Below are 26,218 nucleotides of genomic sequence, written 5' to 3' on the forward strand. Positions count from 1 at the left end.
GCCTCACACCCGCTCGATCAGGCCGCTGGCCTCCAGCGGGTGCGCGCGGTACGGGCCGGGCCGTTCGCCGCACAGCCGGGGCGTCGGGAAGATTTTGCCGGGGTTGCAGATGCCCGCGGGGTCGAACGCGGTCCGCAACCGCTTCATCACCGCCAGGTCGTCGTCGCTGAACATCGTCGGCATCGAGCAGGCCTTGTCGGCGCCGACGCCGTGCTCACCGGTGATGGAACCGCCCAGTTCGACGCACAATTCGGCGATGGCGGTCGAGAGCTTCTCGCCGCGTTCGGACTCGCCGGCCACCGCGGCGTTGTAGAGCACCAGCGGGTGCAGGTTGCCGTCGCCGGCGTGGAACACGTTGGCGACCCGCAGGCCGGCGTCGTTCGCCATCGCCTCGATCCGGGCCAACACCTCGCCGAGCCGGGTCCGCGGGATGACGCCGTCCTGCACGTAGTAGTCCGGGCTGATGCGGCCCATCGCCGCGAAAGCTGCCTTCCGGCCCTTCCAGACCAGCGCGCGCTCCGCCGGGTCGTCGGCGAACCGGATGTGCGTGGTGCCCGCCTCGCGGCAGATCTCCTCGACGCGGGCGAACCCCTCGTCGACCTCGGCGCGGGGTCCGTCAAGTTCGACGACCAGGGCGGCCGCTGTGTCCAGGGAGTACCCCGCATGCACCGCGGCCTCACTGGCCGCGATGGCGAGGGCGTCCAGCATCTCGACGGCCGCCGGGATGACGCCCGCCGCGATGATGCCGCTGACCGCGTCGCCGGCCGCCTCGGCGCTGTCGAAGTCGGCGACCAGGGTGCGCACCGCTTCGGGCCGGCGGAGCAGCCGGACCGTGATCGAGGTGGCGATCCCGAGCGTGCCCTCCGATCCGATGAACGCCCCGCGAAGGTCGGGGCCGGGCTGGTCCAGGCCGGCGCCGCCGAGCTCGACGACCTCGCCGTCGGGCAGCACCACCGTCATCGCATACACATGGTGGGTAGTGAAGCCGTACTTGAGACAGTGCGCACCACCGGAGTTCTCGGCAATGTTGCCGCCGATCGTGCACACCGTCTGGCTCGACGGGTCGGGGGCGAAGTACAGGTCGTGGGCGGTGACAGCCTTGCTGATGTCCGCGTTGGTGACGCCCGGCTCGACCGTCATCCGCTGGTTCGGCACGTCGATGTCGATCACCCGGCGCATCCGGGCCAGGCTGATCACGATCCCGTCCGCCACCGGCAGGGCGCCACCGGACAGGCCGGTGCCGGCGCCACGGGCAACGAACGGCACCCCGGCGGCCGCACAGGCGGTGACCACCAGCGATACCTCAGCGGTCGACTCAGGGAGGACCACCAGCGCCGGCACCACCCGGTAGCCGGTGATGCCGTCACACTCGTACGTCCGCAGCCGGGTGGCGTCGGTGATCACCCGGTCCGGGGACATCATGCGCCGGAAGTCCGCCGCCATTGCGGCGAACCGGGGCGTGGCGGATCCGTTCCCCCCGGATGTCGCCGCTGCCGCCATCGCCGAACCGTAACCGATCCGCCATCAACCGTGCTCGGTGCAAATGGCTGGCATCGCAGCGATTTTCGGCCGTGGCCGGTCCAGTGTTCGACCGGCCCGGTGAGGCTCAGCCGATGTCTGACTCGACCCGCGGTGGGAACCAGCCGGCCCGGCTCAGCTGGCCCGACACCGGATGCCCGATTTCAGCGGCGAGTGCAGGCAGCACGGCAGTCAGCAGATCCGGGTCGATTCCGGTCGAGACACCGGCGCGGTGCAGCAGGTAGAGCAGGTCCTCGGTCGCGATGTTGCCGGTCGCGGCCGGCGCGAAGGGGCAGCCACCGATCCCGCCGACACTGGCGTCCAGGGCCGCGGCACCGCGATCCAGCGCCGCTTGTGCATTCGCATAGCCGGTGTTGCGGGTGTTGTGGAAGTGCCAGCGCAACGGGATGGATGCGGCGGCCTGTCCGGCGACGTCCGCGAGGGCATGCACCTGCGCCGGCACCCCGACACCGATCGTGTCGGCCAGCGCCAATTCGTCGGGCGGCTCCTCCAGGCTCCGGATGATCACGTCGAGGACGGTCTCCGGGCGTACCTCACCCTCGAATGGGCAGCCGAACGCGGCCGCGACCGTCAACGTGGTGCGTAGCCCGGCGGCCCCCGCCCGCCGGGCCAGCCGGTGCCATGACGCTATGGCATCGCCGACCGTCATGCCCTGGTTGCGCGCACTGAAGGTCTCGCTCGCCACCACCACGACGTTCACCTCGTCCATGCCGGACGCGATCGCCCGGTCCAGACCGCGGTCGTTGAGCACCAGCCCGATCCAGGACACCGCGCCCCGCGGCAGCCGCCCGGCCACCGCTTCCGCGTCGGCCATCTGCGGGACCAGCCTCGGGTGAACGAAGCTGGTGGCCTCGATGCGGCGGACGCCGGCGGCAACAAGGCCACCGATCAGGGACAGCTTGGCGTCGGTCGAGAGCACCGCGGCTTCGTTCTGCAATCCGTCCCGCGGCGACACCTCGACGATCTGCACGCCATATGTATACAACTGCGGCGCCAGTTCCGGAAGTCGGCGCTCGTAAGTCTTGTGCGGTTGCTACCTCCGTGCCAGCATTCCATGCAATCAGCGACCGGTGAGGAGTTCCGTGGCTCATGCCTCGAAGAACGCGGCAGTGCTGCTGCGCGAGATGATCCTGGCCGGCGCGCTGCCGGCCGGGTCCAAGCTCGGTGAGGCCGAGCTCGCTACGCGTCTCGACGTCAGCCGGACCCCGGTCCGGGAGGCGTTGTCCCGGTTGGCGGCCGAGGGACTGGTCGAGCTGGTGCCGAACCGCGGGGCACGGGTGGCCCGCTGGTCGCAGGAGGACCTGCAGCAGATCTTCGAACTGCGGCTGCGGCTGGAGCCGTACGCGGTCGGCCTGGCCGTGCCGCGGCTGACCGACTCCGACCTGGACGACCTCGAAGACCTGGCGCGCCGCATGCAGGCATTCGGAAAGCCCGGCCGCAGCCAGGATCTCGACGGCATCGTGCACCTGAACAGGCAGTTCCACCGCACCCTGATCACCAGGGCGGCCAACCCGGCACTGGCCAGCGCGCTGCTCGCCGTCACGCACGCGTCGGTGGTCAACCAGAACTTCCACAACTACTCGCCGGAGGCGCTGGCAAGGAGCCTTGCCCACCACGTCGAGATCGTCGCGGCGGCCAGGGCCGGCAATGCGGACTGGGCCAACAGCGTCATGCGCTCGCATCTCTACAACGCCAGGGCGACCATGTTGCCGGCCGAACGCGAACGGCGGGATCAACCGTGACCGCACCACACGTCGCACGCACCGATTCATCGAGCGGGACCGCACTGCCGCTGGACGACCTCAGGGTGGTCGAGCTGGGCCAGTTGCTTGCCGGACCGTTCTGCGGGCAACTGCTCGGCGACTTCGGCGCCGAGGTGATCAAGGTCGAGGACCCGGGCCGCGGCGACCCGATGCGGCAGTGGGGCAGGGAGAAACCGCACGGGAAGTCGCTCTGGTGGCCGGTTGTCGCCCGGAACAAGAAATCCGTGACGTGCAATCTCCGCTCGGCACAGGGTCAGCAGTTGCTCCGCAGACTGATCGACACCGCCGACATCCTGGTCGAGAACTTCCGCCCGGGCACACTCGAACGCTGGGGCCTGGGACCGGACGAGCTGTGGAAGACCAATCCCGGGCTGATCGTCACCAGGGTCACCGGATACGGCCAGACCGGTCCGTACGCACCGCGGGCCGGGTTCGGCAGCATCGGCGAGGCGATGGGCGGGATCCGTTACGTCACCGGCAATCCCGACCAGCCGCCGGCCAGAGCCGGTATCTCGTTGGGTGATTCACTGGCCGCGACGTTCGCCTGCCTCGGCACCCTGGTCGCGGTGCACAACCGGCACCGCACGGGCAAAGGGCAGGTTGTCGACTCGGCTATCTACGAGGCCGTGCTCGCGATGATGGAATCGCTGCTGCCGGAGTGGGCCGTCGCCGGCTACCAACGGGAACGCACCGGTGCCGTGCTGCCGAACGTCTCGCCCAGCAACGTCTATCCCACCGCCGACGGCGACCTGGTGCTGATCGCCGCGAATCAGGACACCGTGTTCAGGCGGCTCGTCGAGGTGATGGGCCGGCCGGAACTCGCCGACGACGAGCGGTACGCGACCCATTCCGCCCGCGGCGCCACGATGACCGAGCTGGACACGCTGATCGCCGAGTGGACGACCACCAGGACCGCCGACGACCTGCTCGACGCGCTGCACGCCGGTGGTGTCCCGGCCGGCCGGATCTTCCGCGCAAGGGACATGTTCACCGACCCGCACTTCGCCGCCCGGGAGGCGATCGTCCGGGTGGTCCATCCCGAGCTCGGCGAGCTGCCGATGCAGAACGTCACGCCGAAGCTCTCCGGTACCCCCGGCAGGGTGCGCACCGCAGGGCCGGCGCTGGGCGAGCACAACACCGAGATCTGGCAGGGCCTGCTGGGCCTGACGCCGGAACAGATCGAGCACTACACGGACCAATCGGTTCTGTGACCCCACACGGGTCAGGACCGGCGGGTCGAACCGACCAGCGCACTGGAGGACTGATGAGTTACAGGCTCGGCGTCGATGTCGGAGGAACGTTCACCGATGTCCTGCTGGTGGACTCGGACAGCGGCGAGACGTGGCGCACCAAGACCGCATCGACCCCGCAGGACCAGTCGGTCGGTGTGCTGCGCGGGATCGAGAAGGTCTGCGCGGACGCCGGTATCGCGCAGACCGGGATCGCCCAGGTGCTGCACGGCACAACCGTCGGCACGAACGCGATCCTGGAGGGGAAGGGCGCAGTGGTCGGCCTGGTCACCACCCAGGGATTCCGCCAGGTGCTGCAGATCGCCCGGTCCTTCGTGCCCGGCGGTCTGGCGGGCTGGATCATCTGGCCCAAGCCGGAGCCGCTGGCCGCGCTGGAGAACACCATCGAGGTACCGGAGCGCATCGCCAGCGACGGATCGGTGATCACTCCGCTCGACGAGGACGAAACCCGCAGACGGCTGCGGGCACTGCGCGAGAACGGCATCCAGGCGCTCGCGATCTCGCTGATCAACGCCTTCGCCAACGGCGAGCACGAGGAACGCATCGCCAAGATCGCCGCCGAGGAACTGCCCGGCATCCCGATCTCCCGCTCGAGCATCGTGCTTCCCGAGATGCGCGAGTACGAGCGGGCGCTGACCACCGTCGCCAACAGCTACGTCCAGCCGCAGGTCGCCCGCTATGTCCGCAACCTGTCCGAACAACTGGCACAGCAGGGACTCTCGGCCGGCCTGTCGATCCTGCGCAGTGACGGCGGATTGGCTGCCGCCGACGTGGCGGCGGACTCGCCGGTCACCATGCTGATGTCGGGTCCGGCAGGTGGTGTCACCGGTGCGGTGTGGATGGCCGGCCAGACCGGCAACCGCGACCTGCTCACCTTCGACATGGGCGGCACCTCCACCGATGTCGCCCTCGTGCAGGGCCTCAAGCCGCGCACCGGGCGGGAGACCAAGATCGGCGACCTGGTCGTCAGGGCCTCATCGGTCGACGTCCGGACGGTCGGCGCCGGCGGCGGATCGATCGCGCACGTTCCCGAACTGACCAAGGCGCTGCGGGTCGGTCCGCAGTCCGCCGGAGCCGTCCCCGGACCTGCCGGCTACGGGCTGGGCGGCACCGCGCCCACCGTGACCGACGCCAACGTCGTCCTCGGCTATCTGCCGACAGCGCTGGCCGGCGGCGAGATCACCCTGGATGTCGAGGCCTCCAGGGCGGCGGTGGCGACCGTCGCCGAGGCGATGGGCCTGCCCAGCGTCGAGGCGGCGGCCGCCGGGATCATCGACATCGTCAACGAGAACATGCTCGGCGGCCTGCGACTCGTCAGCGTCCAGCAGGGCTTCGACCCCCGCGACTTCGCGCTCGTCGCCTTCGGCGGCGCCGGACCTCTGCACGCCAACGCGATGGGCGTGCTGACCGGTGCCTGGCCGGTGATCGTGCCGCCGTCACCCGGGGTGCTCTGTGCTCTCGGCGACGCCACCACGTCGGTACGGGACGAATCGGCCCGGACCTGCCTGCGCCGGTTCGCCGACCTGACCGGCGCTGAACTGCGCGACATCCTGACCGGCCTGTCCGACGCGGCGTCCGAGCGGCTGGTGGCGCAAGGCCTCGACCCGGCCGAGCAGCGGATCGACTACGAGGTCGACATCCGTTACTTCGGGCAGGGTTTCGAGATCCCGATCACCGTGGACGCCGCCCGGCTGGACAGTCTGGACACGCTGCTGCCGGATCTCGGGGCGTCCTTCGACACCGAGCACGAGCGGCTGTTCTCGTTCCTGCTGGGCACCGACCACGAGCTGGTCAACGCCCGCGCCGCGGTCAGCGGCCCGCGGCCCGAGATCGCCCCCACCCTGCTCGAGGAGGGTGACGGCAACCCGGCCGCCGCCCAGTCGGGCACGACCAAGGTGTACGTGCAGGGCGGGTTCGCCGATGCCGCGATCTACGACCGGCTGCTGCTGCGGGCCGGCGATGTGATCAGCGGGCCGGCGATCGTCGCCGAGATGGATTCGACAACGCTGGTGCTGCCCGGGCACACCGCCACGACGCATCCGTCGGGCAGCCTGCTGATCACCCCCGACGCCGGGCCGTCCGGCAGTCGGCGGACCACCGGTACCGACGCACTGAACGAGGGCTGAGACATGGCACGCGTCATCGAGACGACCACCGCGCCGCTGCCCGGTGCGAACGTCGATCCGGTCACCCTCGACCTGATCGAGAACGGCCTGCGCAACGCCAGGTACGAGATGGACGAGGTGCTGTTCCGAACCGCACTGTCGCCGGGCATCCGGGAACAGCACGACGAGTTCCCGCTGATCGCCGACCCGACCGGGAAGATGGTCGTCGGCCAGTTCGGGCTGTCCATTCCGCACTTCCTGGACGGCTTCGAAGGCGACATCGGCGAGGGTGACGTGCTTCTCACCTCCGACCCGTACGCCTGCGGGGCGGCCATCAGCCACGCCAACGACTGGCTGGTGGTGACGCCTATCTTCGTCGAGGGCCGACTGGTCGGCTGGGCCGCGATGTTCGGGCACATGTCCGATGTCGGCGGCAAGACACCCTCGTCGATGCCGACAGACGCAAGGACGATCTACGAGGAGGGTGTCGTCATCCCGCCCTTCAAGCTGTACGAGGCCGGGAAGATCAACGAGGACGCGCTGCGGATCATCCTGAATCAGGTGCGGGTCCCGGACTGGAACCGGGCCGATCTGAACGGACTGGTCGCGGCCTGCCGGACCGCGAGCCGCCGGGTGCAGGAGATGTGCGCGCGGTTCGGCACCGCCACCTACCTCTCGGCGCTCGATGCGCTGCTGCAACGCAACTACGACGCGATGAAGATCCTGCTGCACCTGGTGTTCGAGGAGGGCCGGACCCTCTCCTTCACCGACTACATCTGCGACGACGGCGTCGGTTTCGGCCCGTACGAGCTGAAGCTGTCACTGACCCGCACCGGAGACACGGTGCACCTGGACTTCACCGGCTCCTCCCCGCAGGCGCAGGGACCGATCAATTACTACATCAACGAGAACCTGGTGCGGATGTTCTTCGGGATCTACATGATCACCGTGGCCGACCCGCAGATTCTCTGGAACGACGGTTTCTACCCGCTGGTCGACGTCACGATCCCGGACGGGTCCTTCTGGAAGCCGAAACACCCGGCCGCCTTGAACGCCCGGAACCACGGCATCGGAAGGGTTTTCGACCTCTTCGGTGGACTGCTCGGGCAGACCAACCCAGCCCTGCTCAACGCGGCCGGATTCTCCTCGTCACCGCACTTCATGTATTCCGGCAATTACTCGACGGGTGACCGCAAGGGCGAATGGTTCCAGCTGTACTCCATCGGCTTCGGCGGGATTCCCGGCCGGCCGCTCGGTGATGGGCCGGACGGGCATTCGCTGTGGCCGAGCTTCGTCAACATCCCGTGCGAATTCCTCGAGTCCTATTACCCGCTGCGGATCGAGAAATGGGAGACCATCGCCGACACCGGCGGTTCCGGCCTGCACCGCGGCGGCAACGGGGTTGACGTCGCCTACCGGTTCCTCGAGCCGGGCACCATCGCCATCCACGACGACCGTTGGCTCACCTACCCGTGGGGGGTGAACGGCGGCGAGCCGGGCACCCGCGGCACCAAGTGGCTCGACCGCGCCGACGGCAGCCACCAGGTACTGCCGAGCAAGTGCCACGACGTCCCGGTGGTGCCCGGTGATGTCCTGCACTTCGTCACCTGGGGTGGCGGCGGCTGGGGTGACGCACTGCAGCGGGATCCGGACTTGGTTGCGCTCGAAGTCCGACGCGGGCTGGTCAGCGCCGCGGGCGCGCGCCGCTACGGCGTGGTGGTCGACGGCGCTGGGCACCTGGATGCGGCGGCCACCGGGTCGCTGCGCTCGGAGATCACCTCCGCGCGGGTCGGCGAACTCCCGGTGTTCGACATGGGACCGGGCCTCGAGCAGCTGCTCGAGCGGTGCGAGGAGGAGACGGGACTGCCGGCGCCCAAAGCGCCGGTCTGGCGGTGACGGTCCCGGGAGCGCAGCCTGGCGGCACGTTCGGCGGCCGGATCGGCTGGGGCGAGCGACCCGCACTGGTGCTGATCGACCTGATGCGCGCGTACTTCACCGCCGGGAGTCCGCTGGATCTCGGGTCGACAGCGGCGCTGGAGACTGCATCCGCATTGCTGGCGAAGGCGCGCACGCAACGGGTTCCCGTGGTCCACACGGCGGTGCACTACCGGGCCGGAGCGGCGGACGCAGGGCATTTCGTCCGCAAGGTCGCCGCGCTCGCGTTGCTCGCCGACGATGCACCCGGCGGGCTGCGGGAATTCATGCCGCAGGTGGAGCCGCTGCCCGGCGAGGTGGTGATCATCAAGCAGTACGCGTCCGCCTTCTTCGGCACATCGCTGGCCTCGACGCTCCGCGCAATGGACGTCGACACCGTTGTGATGGCAGGGGTTTCCACGTCCGGCTGCATCCGGGCGAGCGCGACGGACGCCCTCCAGCACGGCTTCCGGCCGATCGTCGTCCGCGATGCCTGCGCCGACCGCACCGATGAACTGCACCGCTCGAATCTCCGCGACCTGGACGCGAAATACGCCGACGTGGTGGATGGCAGCGAGGCGCTGCGCCGTTTGGGCGGTGGCTGAGCAGGAAACCTGTCGGTTTGTGCCCGATACCGCGATCTTCGACGTCGACGGGACGCTCGTCGACAGCAACTACCAGCACGCACTCGCGTGGTTCCGGGCGTTCCGCCGGTATGACATCACCCTGCCGATGTGGCGCCTGCACCGCGGCATCGGGATGGGCGGTGACCTCTACGTCGAGCACCTCGCCGGCAAGGACGTCGAACGCGAGCATGGTGATCAGCTGCGGGATGCCTGGGTCGAGGAGTTCGACCAGCTGATCGACGAGGTCCAGCCGTTCGCCGGCACCCGGAGGCTGCTGGAGGAGGTGAAGGGCCGGGGGTTCCGGCTCGTGCTGGCCAGTTCCGGGAAGTCCCAGCACGTCGAGACGTTCCTCGGTCTGTTCGGCGGGAAGGACCTCGCGGACGCCTGGACCACCTCGGACGACGCCGAGACCAGCAAACCAGCACCGGACATCGTGCAGGCCGCGCTGGACAGGGTGCACGGCGCGACCGGGGTGATGGTCGGCGATTCGACCTACGACAGCATCGCCGCCGGCAAGCTCGACGTCCCCACCATCGCCGTCCGGACCGGCGGGTTCTCCGTCGAAGAACTGCGCGGGGCCGGCGCGATCGGCGTGTACGACTCGGTCGAAGAACTCCATCGGGACCTGGACAACACACCGTTGCGCGAGCCGGCCGGGTCCTGACGTCAGGCGCGGGTGATCGCGGTGGTCGCCACCGCGCCACCGGGTAGGCCGCCACCGGGTACGGGTGGGCCGCCGCCGGGCACCGCCCTCGCCCGGCGCCGTGCAGAGACCCTGAACCAGGTGAGCAGCAGCGCACACGGTATGACGAGGGCGCCGAGGCCGAAGACCAGGAACGTCTCGAGGCTGCCGATGTGGTCGACCAGCCAGCCGAAGTTCTGACCGAAGAACCCGGTGACGAAGGTCAGCGGCAGGAAGATCGTCGAGAGCTTCGTCAGCTGTTCGATGGTGGCGTTCTGCTGCACGCTGACCTTGGTCTGCTCGACGGAGATGACGGCGATGTTCGCCTCCAGCACCGTCGTCAACAGGTCACGCTGGGCGGAAACCTCCTCGTTGACCAGCGCCAGGTTGTCGTGCACGTCGTGCAGGTACGGCAGTAGCCGTTCTGGCGCGCCGCGCTCCACCGTGGCGATCACGGCCAGCAGCGGATGCACCGCCCGGTAGAAGTTGCTGACCTCGCGGCGCAGGAAATAGATCCGTTCGGTGGGCGCCACGGCTCCCGAGAAAACGGTCCCCTCCAGCTGTTCGATGTCACGGTCCACCTCGCCGATGACGGGCGCGTACCCGTCGACCACCTGATCCAGGATCGCCCACAACGCGGACGTGCTGCCGGCCCGCAACAACTCCGGGCGGTGCTCGAGACGCGCTCGGGCACCGCGCAACTCGCTGGCGATGCCCTGCCGGACGGTGATCACGAACTCCGGGGCGACGAACACGCTGATCTCACCGAAGTCGATCTCCTCGCGCTCGTCGTCGTACCGGGCGGTCCGCAGGATGACCAGCTGCACTCCGTCGTCGAACTGCTCGACCTTCGGCCGGAGGTGGAACTCCTGTACGTCCTCGACGGCCATCTCGTGCAGGCCGAACATTTCCTTGATCTCGGCCAGCTCCTCCGGCGCCGGATCCACCGTGCCCAACCAGACGAACGCACCGGCCTCCCGCTGCGCCGCCGCCTCGGTCAGCGTCAGCGCCTCGACCCGCTCCCGACGACCATCCCGGTACACCGCACAGTCCACGATCACCAGCCCGTGGTTCCCGGCCGAAGTTGCGGTTAACCGTGTCGCCGGCTGGGAACCCACGCTGAAACCAATGACTACTGATAACTAAGGAGCCCGGGATGTCGCTCGCAGGGAAACTTCGTCGCGCACCGCTCCGGCTGGCCACCGGTGCCTACATTGTGAACTCCGGGATCGGGAAGCTCAGCGCCGGTGACGCCGGCGCCGAGGGCATCCACGGCATGGCCGCCGGTGCGTACCCGGTCGTCAAGCGGGTCGAGCCGAAGGTGTTCACCCAGGTGCTCGCTGCGGGCGAGATCATCGTCGGGTCGGCTCTGTTGCTGCCGGTCGTGCCGGCCGGGCTCGCGGGTCTGGCGCTGGCCGGGTTCGGTGCGGCGCTGCTCGGGCTGTACGCGCGTACGCCCGGTGTCCACGACAAGCACTACCGCCCCACCCAGGAGGGCGCCGGGCTGGCCAAGGACATCTTCCTGGTCGGCATCGGCGCCGGATTGGTAATCGATGCCGCGCTGGCGGAGTCGCCGATCACCAACACCGACTGACCGCTTCCCTCAGCACACCTGAGTTGCCCCACCGGGCGTCGGCCTGGCGTCACTCGCGAATTGGTGCGTCACTCTCCCCGCCCACGCCTTGCTCATGCTGCAACAGGAGCGCCGCGTACACGGCGAGAGTGAGGCCTGCCCCGCTCACACTGGATCATGAGCGGGGCGTGGGCGGCGCGAGCATCGGGTGCCGTCGCACCACAGGACCGCACGCTCACCCGATGACGGTGAGGCGCTGCTTCTGCGTTCGGACGTTCCCGGCGGCATCGGTGGCCGAGACGGCGACGGTGTGCGCGCCGGCCTTGAGGGTCGGCCACGCCACCGACCAGGTGCGCGTCGACGACACGACGACGGCGCGCGGGATCCCGTCCACGGCAACACTCATGATGCTGCCGGCCGGCACGTTGACCCGCCCACTGATCGTCGGGGTAGTTGTTTTTGTCGACGCGACAGAACCCCCGTTGATCACGATCGACGGAGCGATCGTGTCGACCGTGAGCTTCTGCCAGGCGGTGCGCAGGTTGCCGGCGGCGTCACGCACTGTCGCCTTGACCGTGTACGTGGTGGACTGGAGCGAGCGGGACGTCACGGACCAGGCGCCCGCCGCGGTGACCGTGCCGGTGAGCGTCTGACCGGCCACCAGCACGGTGATGACAGTGCCGGACGGGGCGTCCGTCCGGCCGCTGATGGTCGGAGCCGCGTCCCTGGTCAGCCGGGCCACCCCACCATCGATCGACAGGACCGGGATCACCGTGAGGCGCTGCTTCTGGGTGCCGACGTTCCCGGCGGGGTCGGTGGCGGAGACGACAACGCTGTGCACACCGGCCGTGAGTCGCGTCGACGTCACCGACCAGGTGCGCGTCGACGACACGACAACGTCAGAAGTGATTCCGTCGACGGCGACCTTGATCTTGCTGCCGGCCGCGACGTTGACCCGCCCGCTGATCGTCGGGGTGGCCGACTGGGTTGACACCGCGGAACCCCCGTTGATCACGACCGCCGGAGGGATCGTGTCGACCGTGAGGGTTTGCGACGAGGTCACCGTGGCGCCGTTCGACGCAGAGACCTTGACGACAACCTGGTGACTCCCCTGGGTGAGCGTTGTCGGGACGACGCTCCAGCCACCCGTCGGCGAGATGAGGCTGGTGAGATTCTGGCCACCGACCGAGACGGTGGCGGTGCGCCCGGCGACCGCCGTCGATGTTCCGCTGATGGTGGGCTTGGCCTGGTTGGTGAAAGCCGTCGCGCCGCCGTTGACGGTGATGGACGGCGTGGTCTTGATCGGCGTGACGGTTGCGGCGGACAGGTTTCCGATCAGGTGCGTGCCGACGACGGACCCCGACGCTGCGGTGAAGCCGAACTGGTAGGTCGCCGGCGCGGCGTCGGTCATCGTGTACTGCAGGACCTGCTTGAGGTCGGCGTCGGGTGAGAAGGCCGCGTAGACGGTCACTGTCGGAAAGCGACCGGGCGAGACCGTCACCCGGAATGTGCGCGCCATCGCGGGCGTGACGACGCTAGGGTCGGCGACCGTGAGGTGAAGCTTCTGCGAAGCGGTCGACAGGTTGGTCGATGCCAGATAGCAGTAGCCGGACTTGCCCGAACCCGGCCCGCGGAGAACCACCGAATTGGCCTGGAAAGCCGCTGACTCCCTGGTTGCGCAGCCGGTGCCGTGACCGTCGCCGGAGCTCGCAAACGCGCCATGCGCATCGAGGCCCACGCCGAGGTACGCGCCGGCGATGCCGTTGGGTGCGGTTGGCATGTTCGTGTTCTGCGCGTAGCCGAGCGAGCTGCCCGGTCCGCCCGGCGCGGTGATGCCGGCGGCACCGTCGGCGAGAAAGAAGCTCAGCCCGTCGCCCCCGTAATTGGCGGTGCCGTACTGCCACTGGTCGAACGTCACGTCGAGGCCGAGAGCCGATGCAGACGGCTTCGTGTAGACCGCGCCGCCCTTGCGGTTGGCGGTGGCGTCGGTCAGCTGCAGGTACCCCGTCTGAGACTTGACGGACGGCGATCCGACGCGGAGGGCACACGCGCCCAACGACGAGGCGGATACCGGGGCCGCGGTTGCACGGGTCAGGCAGCCGTCGCCCAGCGCGCGCCACGAGCCGTCGGACACGGTCGCACCGGTGAACGATTCGGACACGAGAACCGAACCCGTCGGGACGGTGGCGACGGGGGCTGCGGCTGCCGGAGCGGCGAACGCGACGAGCGCGACCACAGCCGGCACCAGCACACCCACCATCAAATGCTTGCTGGCGGATCGGTGGCGCTCGGTGGCCAGATTGCTGGAAGGCACGGTGTTCCCCTTGCATCGCATGGTGTTCGAGACACGTGACGTGCCGCGCGAATCGGTACTGGGCTGACGGTAGGGGTGGCACCTGATGCTGCCTCTCAGCAATTCGTCAGGGTTTGGTCAAGCAGCCTGCTGTTCCGGGCAGGTCGATTCGGTTCCCGCCCGTCGGGAAACAGATCCGCCATGGCAGACAAGAACAGCGGCAGAGCCAACGACGGGGCAGACGTCGACAGCGTCTGGGACGACTGGAATGACGCGGTCAACATGACGGCATCGGAGATCGAGAAGTGGCTCGACACCGAGGAATCGCAATCCGTCGGTGACAAGAAGGGTGGCGGTGAGTCCGTCGGTCACCATTCAGGAAGGCGGATCGTCGAGATACTCCGGACCAAGAAGGCCGACCTGACCGACGACGACGTGCAGTGGATGCACAAGGTGGTCGGTTACGTGCACCGGCACCTGGCCCAGGGACCGTCGTCCGATGTCGAGCATTCGCGCTGGCGGTACTCGCTGATGAACTGGGGAAACGATCCGCTCAAGAAGTGATGCGGCACAACAGCGGTCGCGGCGGCGCGGCCCTCCTGCACTGATCAGGAGGGCCGCCCTCCTGGTTCGATCAGGAGGTCCGCCGCTGCCTACCTGCCGAGCCTGCCGATGACCTCGACGTTGGTCGCCTGCACCAGCCTGCCCAGGTCGTCATACGCGGCGACCGCGACCTGGCCGGCCGTCGCGATCCGCATGGCCGCCCTTGCGTCCTTCTTGCTGAGCCGGAGCGACTCGTAGCCCTCGTATTCGGGGTACTGCTGAACCAGCCTGGCCGGCAGCCCTCGCCGGTCCAGGGTCAGGGGCAGCGATGACCCGCCGATGGTTTCGGCGTCCACCTGCAACGAATCCGCCGGCCCCCAGTGCAGCCGGTAGGTCCAGCCTCGCCGATCCTCGGGCAGGTTCCAGGCGATGGTGTCGGCGGCCAGCCAACCTCCGCGTGCGGCGGACAGATCCGGCCCGAGGTCGGGAGCGAAGGCCGACACCGCGATGGTCTTGGTCGAGGCCTGGTAGGCAATGGTGGTCGCCAGGCCCTCCTCGACCGTGAAGCTCACCGGAGTCCCATCACCGACGCTCACCGAATAGGTACCGGCCGGAATGTCGATCGTGGTGAACGAGTACGACCCATCCCCATCGGGATCCTGCAACCAGGACCGCATGCAGCTGACATCGTTGTCGGCTGCACAGCCCAGTTCGGACTGGAAATCCCCCGTCGCGACCAGGATCGGGTTCAGCTCGGTGTTCGTCACCCAGTGGGTGCGGTGGTCGTAGTAGAAGCTGACCTGCCCGCCATCGGTGGTGTACGGGATGTCCGAGCCGTTGAGGTTGCCGCCCGCGCCGTAGTTCTCGTCCCACGACCGGTTGGTGGCCGCCTTGAACGCGTACTGCCCGGCTTGCGGCGAGAAGGTGCCCTTCCAGACACCGTCGTCGTCGAGGGTCAACTGGATCTGGTCGCACGGCGGGTCCCAGTCGGCCGCACAACCGATCTCGCTGCCGTGGCTGCCCGGCACGGACACCGCATCGGGCTGGGTGATCGGCCCCAGCACGATCCCCGGGTCCGCGGACGGCTGCGGCTGTCCGACCACGGCGCTGGTGGAGACCACCCCGAAGTCGCGGTCGTGATCGCGGGCGATGGCCCGGTACTCGACGGGGGTGCCCTGCGGGAGCGCGTCGACGTCGTGGAAGACCCGGTAGGGGGCGTTGTCGTCGGTGCCCAGCAGCTGCCAATCCGTGGTCCCGACCGGCCGCCAGGCGAAGGTGACCTGGGTGAAGTCGTTGCCGGGGACCGTGACACCGATCTCGGCGCGGCCGGTGACGATGCCGGTCGGGCCCGGCGTCACGAACTCCGGCTTCGGGGCGATCCGGTCAGGGCGGAGCGCCGAGTTGGCCTTGTAGACCACCGCCGACAGCGGCGGGACGGACACGGTGACCCTGCCCTCGGCATCGGTGCGCACGCGATCGCGCCGGACCGACTTCGGCCAGATGCCTTTGAGGGTGCTCCGAGCCGACTGGTAGGTCTCGAACGTCGCGGTCTGTTCGGTCGCTGCATTGTTGATCGCGACCACGTACTCGACCTGCTGTTTCGCGTCCATCCTGCTGAACGCGAAGATCCCGGGACCGTCGGTGGCGAACCGGTGGACCTGGGCGCCGTCGGCCAGCGCCGGGTGCTTCTCCCTGAGGTCGGCCAATCCGGCGATGTGCCTGTACAGCGGGTGGCGGGTATCGAAGTTGTTGTCGGCCGTTGTGGCGTCGGTGCCGATCAGGTCGAAGGTGTCGTTGTGCAGTTCGACCTGGCTCGCGAACATGTCCTCGCGCGCACGCTGGTCGCCGATTCCTCCGGGAACATCCTTCGGCGCGGAGAACCCCTGCTCGTCGCCGTAGTAGACGACCGGCTGACCGCGGGTCAGGTACATCAACGAGTGAGCCAATTCGTCGCGTTCGAGCAGTTCGTTCTCGGAGAACGGTTCCTGCCGCAGGAAGCTGCCGACCCGGCCCATGTCGTGATTGCCCAGGAACGTGGGCAGCGAATACGCGTTGGAATCGGCGTCGGTGAAGTAGTCGTCCAGGGCGTAGAAGTCTCGCAATTCCGTTGTGGCCTTGCCCTTCGCGAAATTGACCCCGCTGCCCTGGAAGCCGAAGTCCACCGTCGCCTGCAGGCGCCCCTCCGTCGTGTACTGCGACATGAACCGCGGATCGGCGTCGTAGACCTCGCCGAACATGAAGAAGTCCTTGTTGCCCTGCGACGCGGCATACCCCTGCAGTTCGGGACCGAACTGCTTCCAGAAGTCCATGTTCACGTGCTTGACGGTGTCGATCCGGAAGCCGTCGACTCCGGAGTCCCTCACCCAGGTCTTGTAGATGTCGATCATGCCCTTGACCACCTCGGGACGCTCGGTCCACAGATCGTCCAGGGCGGAGCGATTACCCGAAGGGAAATCCCCGTACTCGCTGTTCTCGCCGGAGAACGTCGAGGTTCCGCGGTTGTGGTACATCGTCGGATCGTTCAACCAGTTCGGGACCTTCACGGTGCTGTCCTGCGGGGTGCGGAAGGTGGGGACGTAGGGGAAGGAAACCTCAGGGTCGACATCGGGAAAATCGTCACCGATGAAGGTGAAGTCGCGGTCGTCGAACGGATTTCCTTCGGCGTCCTTGTACGGCGCTTCTGCCTTCGTCTTGTACGGCACCTGCCCGGTGGCGTCGTACGCCGAGTCCTCGTAGTCCAGGACGTCCGCGGTGTGATTGGTGATGATGTCGAAGAACACCTTCATCCCGCGCTTGTGGGCGAGGTCGATTAGGGTCTTGAGTTCCTGATTCGTTCCGAGGTGCGGATCGATCTGGGTGAAATCGGTGATCCAGTACCCGTGGTACCCGGCCGATTCCGTTCCTTCCGCGCCCTGAACCGGCTTGTTCTTGAAGGACGGCGTCATCCAGATCGCGGTGGTGCCCAGACCCTGGATGTAGTCGAGCTTCTTGGTCAGGCCCTTGAGGTCGCCGCCGTGGAAGAACGCCTGGTCGGTGGGGTCGAAACCGTGATCGAGGCGGTCGCCCGCGATACCCGCCGTGTCGTTGTAGGGGTTGCCGTTCCGGAAACGGTCGGCCATGACGAAATAGAAATTCTCCCGCGTCAGGTCCTTGCGCAGGCTGCTGCCGGCGAGCCTGCGGTCGGCGGCGGTCAGCCCACCCGCCGGTTTCGCCGGGCCCACTGAAACCCGGTGCGTCGCATGGTCGTAGGTGAACCGCAGTTCGGTGGGCTCGTCGATGGCCAGCGGGATGTTGCCGTCGGGCAGGCCGAAGGTGGCGTCGCCGTAGTTCTCCGCCCAGGCTCCGTTCAGCCGCACCTTGTAGACGTAGTCGTAGGGCTCGACTGGATCACCGGCCGGGACGGTGAAGGTGCGGGAATACAGCGTCTCGGAACCGCGCACCGGGAGAAGATCGGTGGCGCTGCAGCTCTCGCTCCAATCCGCCTCACAACCGAGCTCGCTCATCAGGCTGCCCATCAGGGTGACCCGGACCGGGGCCGGCGTGTGGTCGGCCGCCGCCGGAGTCGCCACTGCCAGGGAACCGAGGACAATCACCGTCCCGGCAAGGGCAAGGACGCGGGAACGAGACTGCAGAACGGACATGCGACGGCTCCAGGTGGGAGTGGGTGCCGGGGATGGAATGTGACCCTAACCACACCTACCGAGTGCTAACAACCGTCTCTTTTCGGATGGATCGGATGAATGCGTCCGAATAGGATTCGAGCCGTGACCCCAGTGGACGATTACCTCGCCGGAGTCGGCGAACCTGAAAGAAGCGCCCTGGAGCATGTCCGGGCGTTGGTCACCGCTGCGGTCCCGGATGTGACGGAAGGCGTCAGCTACGGCATGCCTGCGCTGAAGCACCGAGGCAAGCCACTGCTGGGGTTCACAGCAGCGAAGAACCACCTCAGCGTGTTCCCGTTCAGCCCGGCGGCCATCGACGCGGTGCGGGACCGGCTCGCCGGGTTCTCGCTGTCGAAAGGCACCGTCCGATTCTCCCCTGCCGCTCCCATCCCTGACGACGTGCTCACCGATCTGGTGTTGTTCAGGGTGCGGCAGATCGATTCCGTTACCTGATCGATTTCACAATTAGTGACTGTTTGATCGCACTCTGTTGATGCTATGGCCTACGCTGCCGCGAGGGGTTCATGCGGGTGATCGATGGGGGCCGTGCGGATGAGCGACGTCACCACCATGTCCGGAGCAGCGTCCGGGGCGGCGTCCGGGGTGACGCCGCCGCGGATGTCCAAGGCGCAGATGAATGTCGTCTTCCTGACGATCCTGCTGGGAATGCTACTGTCGGCGTTGGACCAGACGATCGTCTCGACGGCCCTGCCGACCATCGTCAGCGACCTGGGCGGCGGAGCCCATATGAGCTGGGTCGTCACGTCCTACATGCTCGCCGAGACCATCTCCACGGTGCTCGCGGGCAAGTTCGGTGACCTCTTCGGTCGAAAGAGGATCTTCCAGCTCAGCGTGTTGATCTTCATCGTCGGGTCGTTCTTCTGCGGGCTCGCCGAGGACATGACGACGTTGATCATCTTCCGCGGGGTGCAGGGCATCGGCGGCGGCGGGCTCGCCGTCACGGCCACCGCATTGATCGGTGAAGTCATCCCCCTGCGGGAAAGAGGCAAGTATCAAGGCGCTCTCGGCGCCGTGTTCGGCGTCACGACCGTGCTCGGGCCGCTGCTCGGTGGGTTGTTCACCGACCACCTGTCGTGGCGGTGGGCCTTCTACGTCAACGTGCCGATCGCGATCATCGTCATCCTGCTCGCCGCCCGCACCATCCCCGGAGGGCGAGGCGGGCGGCGGCCGAAGATCGACTACCTGGGCGTGCTGTTCGTGTCGCTGGGGGCCAGCGGACTCATCCTGGCGACCTCCTGGGGCGGCACGCAGTACCCGTGGGGATCGGCCACCATCATCGGCCTCTTCGGGGCCTCGCTGATCTCGCTCGCCATCTTCGTCTGGGTCGAGATCCGTGCCGAGGAGCCCATCCTGCCGATGCGGTTGTTCCGCGGGCGGGTGTTCACGGTGGCCTCGATCCTGAGCTTCGTCGTGGGCTTCGCGATGATGGGATCGATCACCTTCCTGCCCACGTTCCTGCAGTACGTGAGCGGCGCGTCAGCCACCTCCTCCGGACTGCGGATGCTCCCGATGGTGATCGGCCTGCTCCTGACGGCGATCGCCAGCGGCAACGCCGTCGGCCGCACCGGTCGCTACCGCATGTTCCCCATTGCGGGCGCGGCCGTCACCGCGCTCGGGCTGTATCTGATGTCCCTGCTGGACCAGGACACGCCCTTGCTGGTGGAGTCGGTGTACTTCTTCGTCCTCGGCGCCGGAATCGGCCTGATCATGCAGATCCTGACCCTGATCGTCCAGAACACCACCGACTACCGGGATCTCGGCACGGCAACCTCTGGTGTCACCTTCTTCCGGACACTCGGTGGATCGTTCGGCGCGGCCGTCCTGGGCAGCATCTACTCGAACAACCTGGCCGACCGACTGCCGGTCGCCCTGGTCGAGGCGCCCGGGGTGTCACCGCAGGTCGCGACGAGCCCCGAGGCACTGTGGGCCCTGCCGGAGGCAACCCGCGCGCCGGTGGTCGAGGCCTACGCGGCATCACTGCACAACGTCTTCCTCTGGGCCGTCCCGGTGGCGCTCCTCGCACTGGTCGTGGCGTTCTTCCTGCCCCAGGTGACGTTGCGCGGCACCGACCGTGCCTCCGGGACCGGTGAGGGATTCGCCATTCCCGAGGGTTCAGAGTCCGACACTCAGCTGGAGAACGTCATCGGGCAGGTGCTGCGGAAGAAGGGGGCGTCGGCCGCCCCAGAGGTCCTTGCCGCATCGGGCACCGCGCTGGACCTGCCGACCTCGTGGGGCGTGATGGGCGTCTACCTGCGCGACGCCATCACAGGCGGGGCCACCCAGTCCTCCATCGAACGGAGTGTCGGGGTGCCCCCGGGGGTGCTGCGCTCGTTCTTCGACGAGATCGTCACGGCCGGTTACCTCACCCGCAGTGGTGACGTTCTGCGGCTCACCGGATCCGGGCAGGTCGAGGTCGACAGGATCGTCACCGCCTGGCGTAGCTGGCTGCTGCGCGAACTGGAAGAGTCCCTGCCCGCCATCGAGTCCGGACGCACCGTCGACGACCCGACCCAGGCGGCCAGGATCAACGCAGCCGTCGACCGGATGGTGGTCCGGCTGGTGCGGGAGGACGAGGTCGAGTCCGCGCCGGCCGAGGGCCGCTGAGCCGTCGTCGGTTGAACCGACGTCAGCTGAGCCCTTTCGGTTGAGCCGTCTTCGGCTGAGCCGTCGTCAGCTGAGTTGGGCGCGGTAGTACTCGAGCATGGCCGGGTAGTAGTCCCGGTCGAAGTCGATGGCGGCGACATCGCCGCCAATCTCCGCGGCGACCAGGCGGTCGAGGTAGAACTCCCAGCCCGGACCGACGCTCTCGGCCTCCACGGGGTCGATGTCGGGCTGGGTGAAGGTCAGGCGGGTGCCGCCGTCGATGGCGGTCAACGCCAGCCGGAGCTTCCAGACATTGCTTCCGGAGTGGGATGTCACCGCGAGCAGTCGCGGCGGATCGCACTCGTCGATGTCCACCTCTTCGGCCGGCGCCTCGCCCTCTGCGTTCATCTGGAGGAGGACGCGACCGCTGGCCGGGTCGCCGGAGTAGGTCCCGATCCAGCGCGCCAGCCGGTCGGATTCGGTGATGGCCGCCCACACCACATCTGGCCCGCTGCTGAAGTCCCTCGTCACGACGAGAACCGCACTGCCCTCGGGGGTCCGTTCGATCCGACCGGTGGGATTCACGCTCATGCGATGTCCTCTCGTGGGGGGTTTGCCTTCGGCCGTGCCGGAGGAGCGTCTGCTGATGTGCGCCGGTCGCGCTCGGTCCGGCGAACTTCGGTGTCCAGTGCGTCCAGCGCGTTGGCCGTCAGCGGCGCGGGATAGCTGTTCTGCCGCAACCGATCCAGGAATGTGTGTACCTCGCCCAGGGCCTGTGGCTGCAAACGGTAATGACGCTCCCGCCCACGGTCCTCGGCCTGTACCAACCCCGCCTCGACCAGCAATCGCAGATGACGGCTGACCGCCGGCCGGGTGATGGGCCGGCCTGCAGCCAGATCGACCACCCGCATCGGGCCGCCGGCGACCGCGACGAGCAGATCCCGGCGGACCGGGTCGGCGAGAGCGGCGAAGGCGTCCATCGGCCAATGGTAACAGGTCCCTTACCAATTGGCCAGGCCGCGACCTCGGCCACCGACGAGGCCGCCAACTGGCGGATGACAGGTTGACACATCATTTATTCAGCTCGCCGGCGTAATGCGTCGGCGGTTTCTGCCGGCCATAGATCTGCATCGTTCAATGGTCGTTCCGAGTTTCAAATTCTGAGCCATCATCATTCTGCGGGTTCGCTCAACTTTCGAGCACGGTCGTCAGTGCAAATTCGAACTGAGCCGTCAAGTGGCAGGTGACTGCCGCCTCAACTCTGGTCAGCCCGCGTCCACCGGGGGCATCGATCAGGGTTGACAACTTTTGGTCCATCTGCGCGGGGCGGCGGTCTCGATCCGTAAATCTGACGCAGTGGTGGGTGAAACATGCTGGTGCGCAACCCGAGAGGGTGTGAACGCGGACTGACAAGTCTCACCCTAGGTAGCGCTTCTGTTCGCGAAGGGTACTACCGAGCAGGGATCGGGCGGGAGACTTTTCTTTTCGACAGAGCGTGACTCGCGACTGTTTCTCGCATCGTGCTCCCACCCCCGGAATTACGCGGTTCCATGATTTGCCATGCTATCTTTCGATCGGTAGCCCCATTCGGGGGACGGTCCATCGACTATTTTGCTGTGGCCGCATGCCCTTTTTGAACTCCGGCAAGGAAGGCCATCATGGCCCAGCGAATGTCCCGCATGAAAAAGACCATCGTCATCGCGTCAGTAGCGGCGTTGACCATCGGCGGGGCCGGTGTGGCGTTTGCTTACTGGACCTCCACCGGGACTGGTGTGGGTGAGGCGCAAACCGGGCAGGAAGCCGTGTTCACTATCACCAGCGAGGACGCTGTGGGCGAGATCTCGCCGGGTAGTCCCGGTCAGACGATTGACTTCACGGTGACCAACCCCGGTCCAGGAACGCTGCTTTTCAGTTCGGTCACGGTCCGTCTGGCCACGGCGAACGGCATTCAATGGGTGCCGACCGGCGCTTGCAACTTCGACGACTACACCGCAACCATCAGCGACGCGCCCGATCCCATCCAGCTGGCTGCGGCAGCCTTCGTCGTAGGTGAGGCGACGGTGACGTTGGCGAATACTGCCGTGAGCCAGGATGACTGCCAGGGCCAGACAGTCCCGCTGTATTTCGAGGCGTCTTCCGCCGAACTACCTCTCTAGCTCGAGACTGCTCCGGAGGGCTGCCTTCAGGCGGCCTCCCGGAGCGCTCCTCAGCGCCCCGGCCCGCGGTCCGCGGATGACTCCTTCGCCACACCTACAGATTGCTGCCCCGCAATGATCATGCCCTGCACGGGAACTCGGGCTCACCCCGAGTCTCGCGTCAAGCGCAGGGCCGGCATTCTCATCAGTCTCATGACCTGCATGGCGGTCATCGCTACGGCCGCCGCCACGCCCGCCCTGGCTTTCTGGACCGGAACCGGATCCGGATCCGCTCTGGCACTCACCGCAACGCTGGCCCCTCCAACCGCGGTCACGGCGCCCGTTGCCGCAGTCCCGGACGTCCCAGTCAGCTGGACCGCGAGCGCCGGCGTCATTCCCGCCGGGTACTTCGTCACCCGGTACGACGGGACGACGACCGCAGCCGCGTGCGGCACCGGCCCGACATCGCTGATCCTGACCACGTCCTGCACCGACTCCGCCGTATCCGAGGGAACTTTCACCTACCTCGTCACGGCCGTCTACAGGTCTTGGACGGCGCGGAGCCTTCCCAGCGGGCCTGTGACCGTCGAGAACGCCGTAGCGGTGACCTTTCTCGCCCAGCCGACCGACACCACGGTGAACACACCGGTCACGCCGGCAGTGACCGTCACCCTGCGGACAGCCGGCGGTGAAAGGTCCCAGCGGGCCGGAATCACCGTCACCATCGCCATCGTCGTCAACCCGGTCGGCGGCGTGCTCGCCGGAGTCACCACCGCCGTGACCGATGCCTTCGGTGTGGCCACCTTCAACAACCTCTCCATCAGCAAGTCGGGGGTCGGCTACGTTTTGACGGCCACCAGTCCGGGACTGACCTCCGACGCAAGCGCGCCGTTCACCGTGTCGCCCCCACCGACTCTCGGTGCTGCGCAGAGCTTCTCGGTTCTCGCGGGCACGGCGGTGGTGAACGTCGGGGCTGCGACAACCGTGAGCGGGGACGTCGGCGTCAGCACAGGGGTGTCCATCACCGGCTTTCCCGCCGGCTCGGTGGGTGGCGACAGCCACGTCAACGACGCGGCCGCTGTGGCCGCCCAGGCCGCGCTGCTGGCCGCCAACGACACACTCACCGCTCTGCCGCCGACGAGAGCCATCGGCGGTGACTTGAACGGTCTCACCTTCCTGCCGGGGGTGTATTACAGCGGGGCCGCGCTTGCGTTGACCGGCACCGTTACGCTCGACGGTGGCGGCGATACCAACGCGGTCTTCGTCTTCCAGATCAATGCCGCCTTCGACACCGCCGCCGCCAGTGCTGTCGTCCTGACCAACGGGGCCCGGGCCGCCAACGTCTACTGGGTCGCCCTGGGCGCGGCAGGCACGGGCGCCGGCGCGGCGCTGTCCGGCAGCATCCTCGCCAAGGGCGCGATCACATTGGGCGCTGGAACTGTTCTGATCGGACGAGCCCTTTCCCGTGACGCCGTCACGCTTGCGTCCAGCACGGTCCGGTTCACCCTCGCCGTGCCTCCCACGATCAGCATCACCGGCGGAAGCGCCGCCTTCACCAAGGACACCGCGCCGATCATCGCCGGGACGAGCAGCGCACCACCATCGAGCCCGGTCACCGTGAGCGTTGCGGGGCAGGTGCTTTCCACGGCCGTCACCGGCAGCGGCGCGTGGACTGTCACAGCAGCGACGCTCGCCGCCGGCACGTTCGCCGTGGTGGCACGAGTGCGTGACGCCGCCGGCAACGGAGCCGCCGCGACCCAGCAACTGACGGTCGAGGTGAACCCTGCCCCGGTGAACCTGCAGACCGCGAGAGCCTTCGCGGTGCTGGCAGCGACCTCCATCGTGAGCACCGGCGCGACCGTGCTGGACGGCGACCTGGGCGAGAGTCCCGGGGTCGTCGTCGACGGATTCCCGCCCGGCGTCGTCAACGGAGCGATGCACGTCGACAACCCCACCGCCGCAGCTGCGCAGGTCGATCTGCTCACCGTCATCAACGAGCTCGCGGCACGTACTCCGCATACCCAGATCACCGGAAACCTGGCGGGTCGGACCTTCCACCTCGGGATCCACCACCAAACCGCCGCCATGGCCCTGACCGGCACCGTGACACTCGATGCGGAAGGCAACCCGGACGCGATCTTCGTCTTCCAGACCGACGCCGCATTCGACACCGCCGCGAGCAGCAGCGTCGTCCTGGCCAACGGAGCGCAGGCCGCCAACGTCTACTGGGTCGTCGCGGGCGCCGCCGGGACCGGGGCAACCAGCTCGATGTCGGGCACCATTCTCGCCCGCGGCGCCATCACCCTCGGCGCAGGCACGGTGCTGGCCGGAAGGGCTCTGTCACGGGGCGCCGTCACCCTGGCCGGCAACCCCATCACCGTGCCAGTTCTGGCCGGCTTCGCCCGCATGCGAGCGGTGCTTCACAGTGCAGACGACAGCGCATCCCCCGGCACCACTGACCAGACCCCCTTACCCCCGACGGACCCGGCAACTGTCACCGTCTCCTCCAGCGAGACGACCCCGGCGCCGCCCGGGACAACGCCCCCGCCGCCTGGGACGACATCGCAGAGTGCGGTCCTCACAGCGGAGACAACCCCCGACGTGACGCCGGAATCCACGCAAAGTGCCGCGGAAGCAACGCCGGAGACGACACCCCTGGCGGACCCCTGCGCCCAGGCAACGACGGAGACACCACCACCGACATCCCCAGCAGCCTTGCCGCCCACGGAAACCACCCCGGACGTGACGCCGACGAGCACACCCCCGTCGGCGTGCGCCCGGACAATGCTCGTCTCGAGCGCCCCGATCACGTCGACCGAGCAGGCACTCGACCACCCGGAAACACTGCCGGAATCCTCGCCCGAATCCCCTCCCGCACCGACCAGCGGCATTCCGTCCGCCTCGACGGCGGTGGCCACGCCATGACGTGTGAACCAGTCGCAGACTCCGGCCGTCCCGGGAATTCCGGACCGATCGCCTACACCGGACTGCCAGTCGGCCTGCTGCTCACGGTGGCCGTCAGCTGCCTTCTTGCCGGGGCGGTGTTACTGCTTCTCGCCCGGCGTCGGCGCAGGGTGCTCAGCGTGACACTCCTCGTCCTTCTGCTCGGCGGTGCGGCGATGTCGATCAACCTCGGCATTTCCGCGGAGGCAAGGACACCCGACTGCCCCCCGGGTCACGACTCGCTGACCTTCACCCAGACGTCGGTGTTGGAGGGGCTGGCGCCGGGTGTCGGCCCGGTGGCAATCACCGGCGTCGTGACGAACAACAGCACTGACGTTGTAGAACTCATGGCCATACACGTCGAGATCACCGGAGTGACAACGGAACCGGGATCCGCAGCGGGAGGCTGCGACGCCAGCGACTATCTCCTGGTCGACTCACGGATGCCGGTTGGCCGGACCCTGGCACCCGGTGGCTCCATCACCTTTGCCGGGGCGTCCATCGGCTTCAGCAACAAGTCCACCAACCAGGACACCTGCAAGGGGGCCACCGTCCACCTGCTGTATACGGCCAACCCGACCTGACG

20 protein-coding genes are annotated in these 26,218 nt (G+C 67.8%); 13 read left to right on the top strand and 7 right to left on the bottom strand.

Annotation, left to right across the window (positions count from 1 at the left end; all coding sequences use genetic code 11):
* Window positions 1-3 precede the first annotated feature (3 nt).
* A complete protein-coding gene (locus ACVBEQ_RS23280; RefSeq protein WP_447155814.1) occupies window positions 4-1,443 on the bottom strand; it encodes an FAD-linked oxidase C-terminal domain-containing protein in 1,440 nt (479 codons plus the stop codon).
* 163 nt (window positions 1,444-1,606) lie between these two features.
* A complete protein-coding gene (locus tag ACVBEQ_RS23285) occupies window positions 1,607-2,509 on the bottom strand; it encodes a hydroxymethylglutaryl-CoA lyase (RefSeq protein ID WP_447155783.1) in 903 nt (300 codons plus the stop codon).
* Between the two features lie 112 nt (window positions 2,510-2,621).
* On the opposite strand from ACVBEQ_RS23285, the gene ACVBEQ_RS23290 reads away from it, so the two are divergent.
* The 6 genes from ACVBEQ_RS23290 to ACVBEQ_RS23315 are packed head-to-tail and all read left to right on the top strand — an operon-like array spanning window position 2,622 to window position 9,861.
* Window positions 2,622-3,281, top strand: coding sequence for a GntR family transcriptional regulator (locus ACVBEQ_RS23290; RefSeq protein WP_447155784.1), 660 nt, complete (start codon window positions 2,622-2,624; stop codon window positions 3,279-3,281).
* The gene (locus tag ACVBEQ_RS23295) at window positions 3,278-4,513 is read left to right on the top strand and encodes a CaiB/BaiF CoA transferase family protein (protein WP_447155785.1); all 1,236 of its coding nucleotides are present in this window, start codon (window positions 3,278-3,280) and stop codon (window positions 4,511-4,513) included. Before ACVBEQ_RS23290 ends, ACVBEQ_RS23295 begins: the two co-directional genes overlap by 4 nt.
* A 53-nt stretch (window positions 4,514-4,566) precedes the next feature.
* On the top strand, window positions 4,567-6,678 hold the full coding sequence (locus ACVBEQ_RS23300) for a hydantoinase/oxoprolinase family protein (protein ID WP_447155786.1): 2,112 nt from the start codon (window positions 4,567-4,569) through the stop codon (window positions 6,676-6,678).
* Window positions 6,679-6,681: 3 nt separating this feature from the next.
* Window positions 6,682-8,553 (top strand): hydantoinase B/oxoprolinase family protein, encoded by a 1,872-nt coding sequence (locus tag ACVBEQ_RS23305; RefSeq protein WP_447155787.1) that lies wholly within the window; start codon window positions 6,682-6,684, stop codon window positions 8,551-8,553.
* Window positions 8,550-9,176 carry an isochorismatase family protein gene (locus tag ACVBEQ_RS23310; RefSeq protein WP_447155788.1) on the top strand — a complete coding sequence of 209 codons (627 nt, stop codon included), beginning with the start codon at window positions 8,550-8,552 and terminating at the stop codon, window positions 9,174-9,176. Before ACVBEQ_RS23305 ends, ACVBEQ_RS23310 begins: the two co-directional genes overlap by 4 nt.
* Before the next feature lie 19 nt (window positions 9,177-9,195).
* Window positions 9,196-9,861 carry an HAD family hydrolase gene (locus ACVBEQ_RS23315; RefSeq protein ID WP_447155789.1) on the top strand — a complete coding sequence of 222 codons (666 nt, stop codon included), beginning with the start codon at window positions 9,196-9,198 and terminating at the stop codon, window positions 9,859-9,861.
* A gap of 2 nt (window positions 9,862-9,863) precedes the next feature.
* On the opposite strand, the gene ACVBEQ_RS23320 is transcribed toward ACVBEQ_RS23315, so the two are convergent.
* Window positions 9,864-10,940, bottom strand: a complete 1,077-nt coding sequence (locus ACVBEQ_RS23320) for a magnesium and cobalt transport protein CorA (RefSeq protein WP_447155790.1) — start codon at window positions 10,938-10,940, stop codon at window positions 9,864-9,866.
* A 95-nt stretch (window positions 10,941-11,035) separates the two neighbouring features.
* Here ACVBEQ_RS23320 and ACVBEQ_RS23325 point away from each other — a divergent pair, with 95 nt between their 5' ends.
* Window positions 11,036-11,473 (top strand): hypothetical protein, encoded by a 438-nt coding sequence (locus ACVBEQ_RS23325; protein WP_447155791.1) that lies wholly within the window; start codon window positions 11,036-11,038, stop codon window positions 11,471-11,473.
* A 214-nt stretch (window positions 11,474-11,687) separates the two neighbouring features.
* Here ACVBEQ_RS23325 and ACVBEQ_RS23330 read toward each other — a convergent pair whose 3' ends face one another.
* Window positions 11,688-13,766 carry an Ig-like domain-containing protein gene (locus ACVBEQ_RS23330; RefSeq protein ID WP_447155792.1) on the bottom strand — a complete coding sequence of 693 codons (2,079 nt, stop codon included), beginning with the start codon at window positions 13,764-13,766 and terminating at the stop codon, window positions 11,688-11,690.
* Between the two features lie 180 nt (window positions 13,767-13,946).
* On the opposite strand from ACVBEQ_RS23330, the gene ACVBEQ_RS23335 reads away from it, so the two are divergent.
* Window positions 13,947-14,309 carry a DUF3140 domain-containing protein gene (locus tag ACVBEQ_RS23335; protein WP_447155793.1) on the top strand — a complete coding sequence of 121 codons (363 nt, stop codon included), beginning with the start codon at window positions 13,947-13,949 and terminating at the stop codon, window positions 14,307-14,309.
* 89 nt (window positions 14,310-14,398) lie between these two features.
* Here the strand turns inward: ACVBEQ_RS23335 and ACVBEQ_RS23340 are convergent, their stop codons facing one another.
* The gene (locus ACVBEQ_RS23340) at window positions 14,399-17,929 is read right to left on the bottom strand and encodes an alpha-amylase family glycosyl hydrolase (protein WP_447155794.1); all 3,531 of its coding nucleotides are present in this window, start codon (window positions 17,927-17,929) and stop codon (window positions 14,399-14,401) included.
* A gap of 123 nt (window positions 17,930-18,052) precedes the next feature.
* Here ACVBEQ_RS23340 and ACVBEQ_RS23345 point away from each other — a divergent pair, with 123 nt between their 5' ends.
* On the top strand, window positions 18,053-18,403 hold the full coding sequence (locus tag ACVBEQ_RS23345; protein ID WP_447155795.1) for an iron chaperone: 351 nt from the start codon (window positions 18,053-18,055) through the stop codon (window positions 18,401-18,403).
* Window positions 18,404-18,502: 99 nt separating this feature from the next.
* Window positions 18,503-20,575: an MDR family MFS transporter gene (locus ACVBEQ_RS23350; RefSeq protein WP_447155796.1), complete on the top strand. Its 2,073-nt coding sequence runs from the start codon at window positions 18,503-18,505 to the stop codon at window positions 20,573-20,575.
* 66 nt (window positions 20,576-20,641) lie between these two features.
* Here ACVBEQ_RS23350 and ACVBEQ_RS23355 read toward each other — a convergent pair whose 3' ends face one another.
* Together ACVBEQ_RS23355 and ACVBEQ_RS23360 are read right to left on the bottom strand one after the other, a co-directional pair.
* A complete protein-coding gene (locus tag ACVBEQ_RS23355; protein ID WP_447155797.1) occupies window positions 20,642-21,145 on the bottom strand; it encodes an SRPBCC family protein in 504 nt (167 codons plus the stop codon).
* Window positions 21,142-21,534, bottom strand: a complete 393-nt coding sequence (locus tag ACVBEQ_RS23360) for an ArsR/SmtB family transcription factor (protein WP_447155798.1) — start codon at window positions 21,532-21,534, stop codon at window positions 21,142-21,144. Before ACVBEQ_RS23360 ends, ACVBEQ_RS23355 begins: the two co-directional genes overlap by 4 nt.
* A gap of 699 nt (window positions 21,535-22,233) precedes the next feature.
* Here ACVBEQ_RS23360 and ACVBEQ_RS23365 point away from each other — a divergent pair.
* From ACVBEQ_RS23365 to ACVBEQ_RS23375, 3 genes are all read left to right on the top strand, one after another.
* On the top strand, window positions 22,234-22,710 hold the full coding sequence (locus ACVBEQ_RS23365; protein WP_447155799.1) for a hypothetical protein: 477 nt from the start codon (window positions 22,234-22,236) through the stop codon (window positions 22,708-22,710).
* 201 nt (window positions 22,711-22,911) lie between these two features.
* Window positions 22,912-25,614 (top strand): ice-binding family protein, encoded by a 2,703-nt coding sequence (locus tag ACVBEQ_RS23370; protein WP_447155800.1) that lies wholly within the window; start codon window positions 22,912-22,914, stop codon window positions 25,612-25,614.
* On the top strand, window positions 25,611-26,216 hold the full coding sequence (locus ACVBEQ_RS23375) for a hypothetical protein (protein ID WP_447155801.1): 606 nt from the start codon (window positions 25,611-25,613) through the stop codon (window positions 26,214-26,216). The genes ACVBEQ_RS23370 and ACVBEQ_RS23375 overlap by 4 nt, the downstream gene beginning before the upstream one ends.
* The last annotated feature ends 2 nt before the right edge of the window (window positions 26,217-26,218 follow it).

This window comes from Nakamurella sp. GG22, assembly GCF_052976845.2.

What these genes read in the sequence shown, in the direction of transcription:
- ACVBEQ_RS23280 (WP_447155814.1), bottom strand. Translation starts at nt 1,443, where the DNA reads ATGGCGGCGGACTTCCGGCGCATGATGTCCCCGGACCGGGTGATCACC.
- ACVBEQ_RS23300 (WP_447155786.1), top strand. Translation starts at nt 4,567, where the DNA reads ATGAGTTACAGGCTCGGCGTCGATGTCGGAGGAACGTTCACCGATGTC.
- ACVBEQ_RS23305 (WP_447155787.1), top strand. Translation starts at nt 6,682, where the DNA reads ATGGCACGCGTCATCGAGACGACCACCGCGCCGCTGCCCGGTGCGAAC.
- ACVBEQ_RS23325 (WP_447155791.1), top strand. Translation starts at nt 11,036, where the DNA reads ATGTCGCTCGCAGGGAAACTTCGTCGCGCACCGCTCCGGCTGGCCACC.
- ACVBEQ_RS23335 (WP_447155793.1), top strand. Translation starts at nt 13,947, where the DNA reads ATGGCAGACAAGAACAGCGGCAGAGCCAACGACGGGGCAGACGTCGAC.
- ACVBEQ_RS23340 (WP_447155794.1), bottom strand. Translation starts at nt 17,929, where the DNA reads ATGTCCGTTCTGCAGTCTCGTTCCCGCGTCCTTGCCCTTGCCGGGACG.
- ACVBEQ_RS23350 (WP_447155796.1), top strand. Translation starts at nt 18,503, where the DNA reads ATGAGCGACGTCACCACCATGTCCGGAGCAGCGTCCGGGGCGGCGTCC.
- ACVBEQ_RS23355 (WP_447155797.1), bottom strand. Translation starts at nt 21,145, where the DNA reads ATGAGCGTGAATCCCACCGGTCGGATCGAACGGACCCCCGAGGGCAGT.
- ACVBEQ_RS23360 (WP_447155798.1), bottom strand. Translation starts at nt 21,534, where the DNA reads ATGGACGCCTTCGCCGCTCTCGCCGACCCGGTCCGCCGGGATCTGCTC.
- ACVBEQ_RS23365 (WP_447155799.1), top strand. Translation starts at nt 22,234, where the DNA reads ATGAAAAAGACCATCGTCATCGCGTCAGTAGCGGCGTTGACCATCGGC.
- ACVBEQ_RS23370 (WP_447155800.1), top strand. Translation starts at nt 22,912, where the DNA reads ATGGCGGTCATCGCTACGGCCGCCGCCACGCCCGCCCTGGCTTTCTGG.
- ACVBEQ_RS23375 (WP_447155801.1), top strand. Translation starts at nt 25,611, where the DNA reads ATGACGTGTGAACCAGTCGCAGACTCCGGCCGTCCCGGGAATTCCGGA.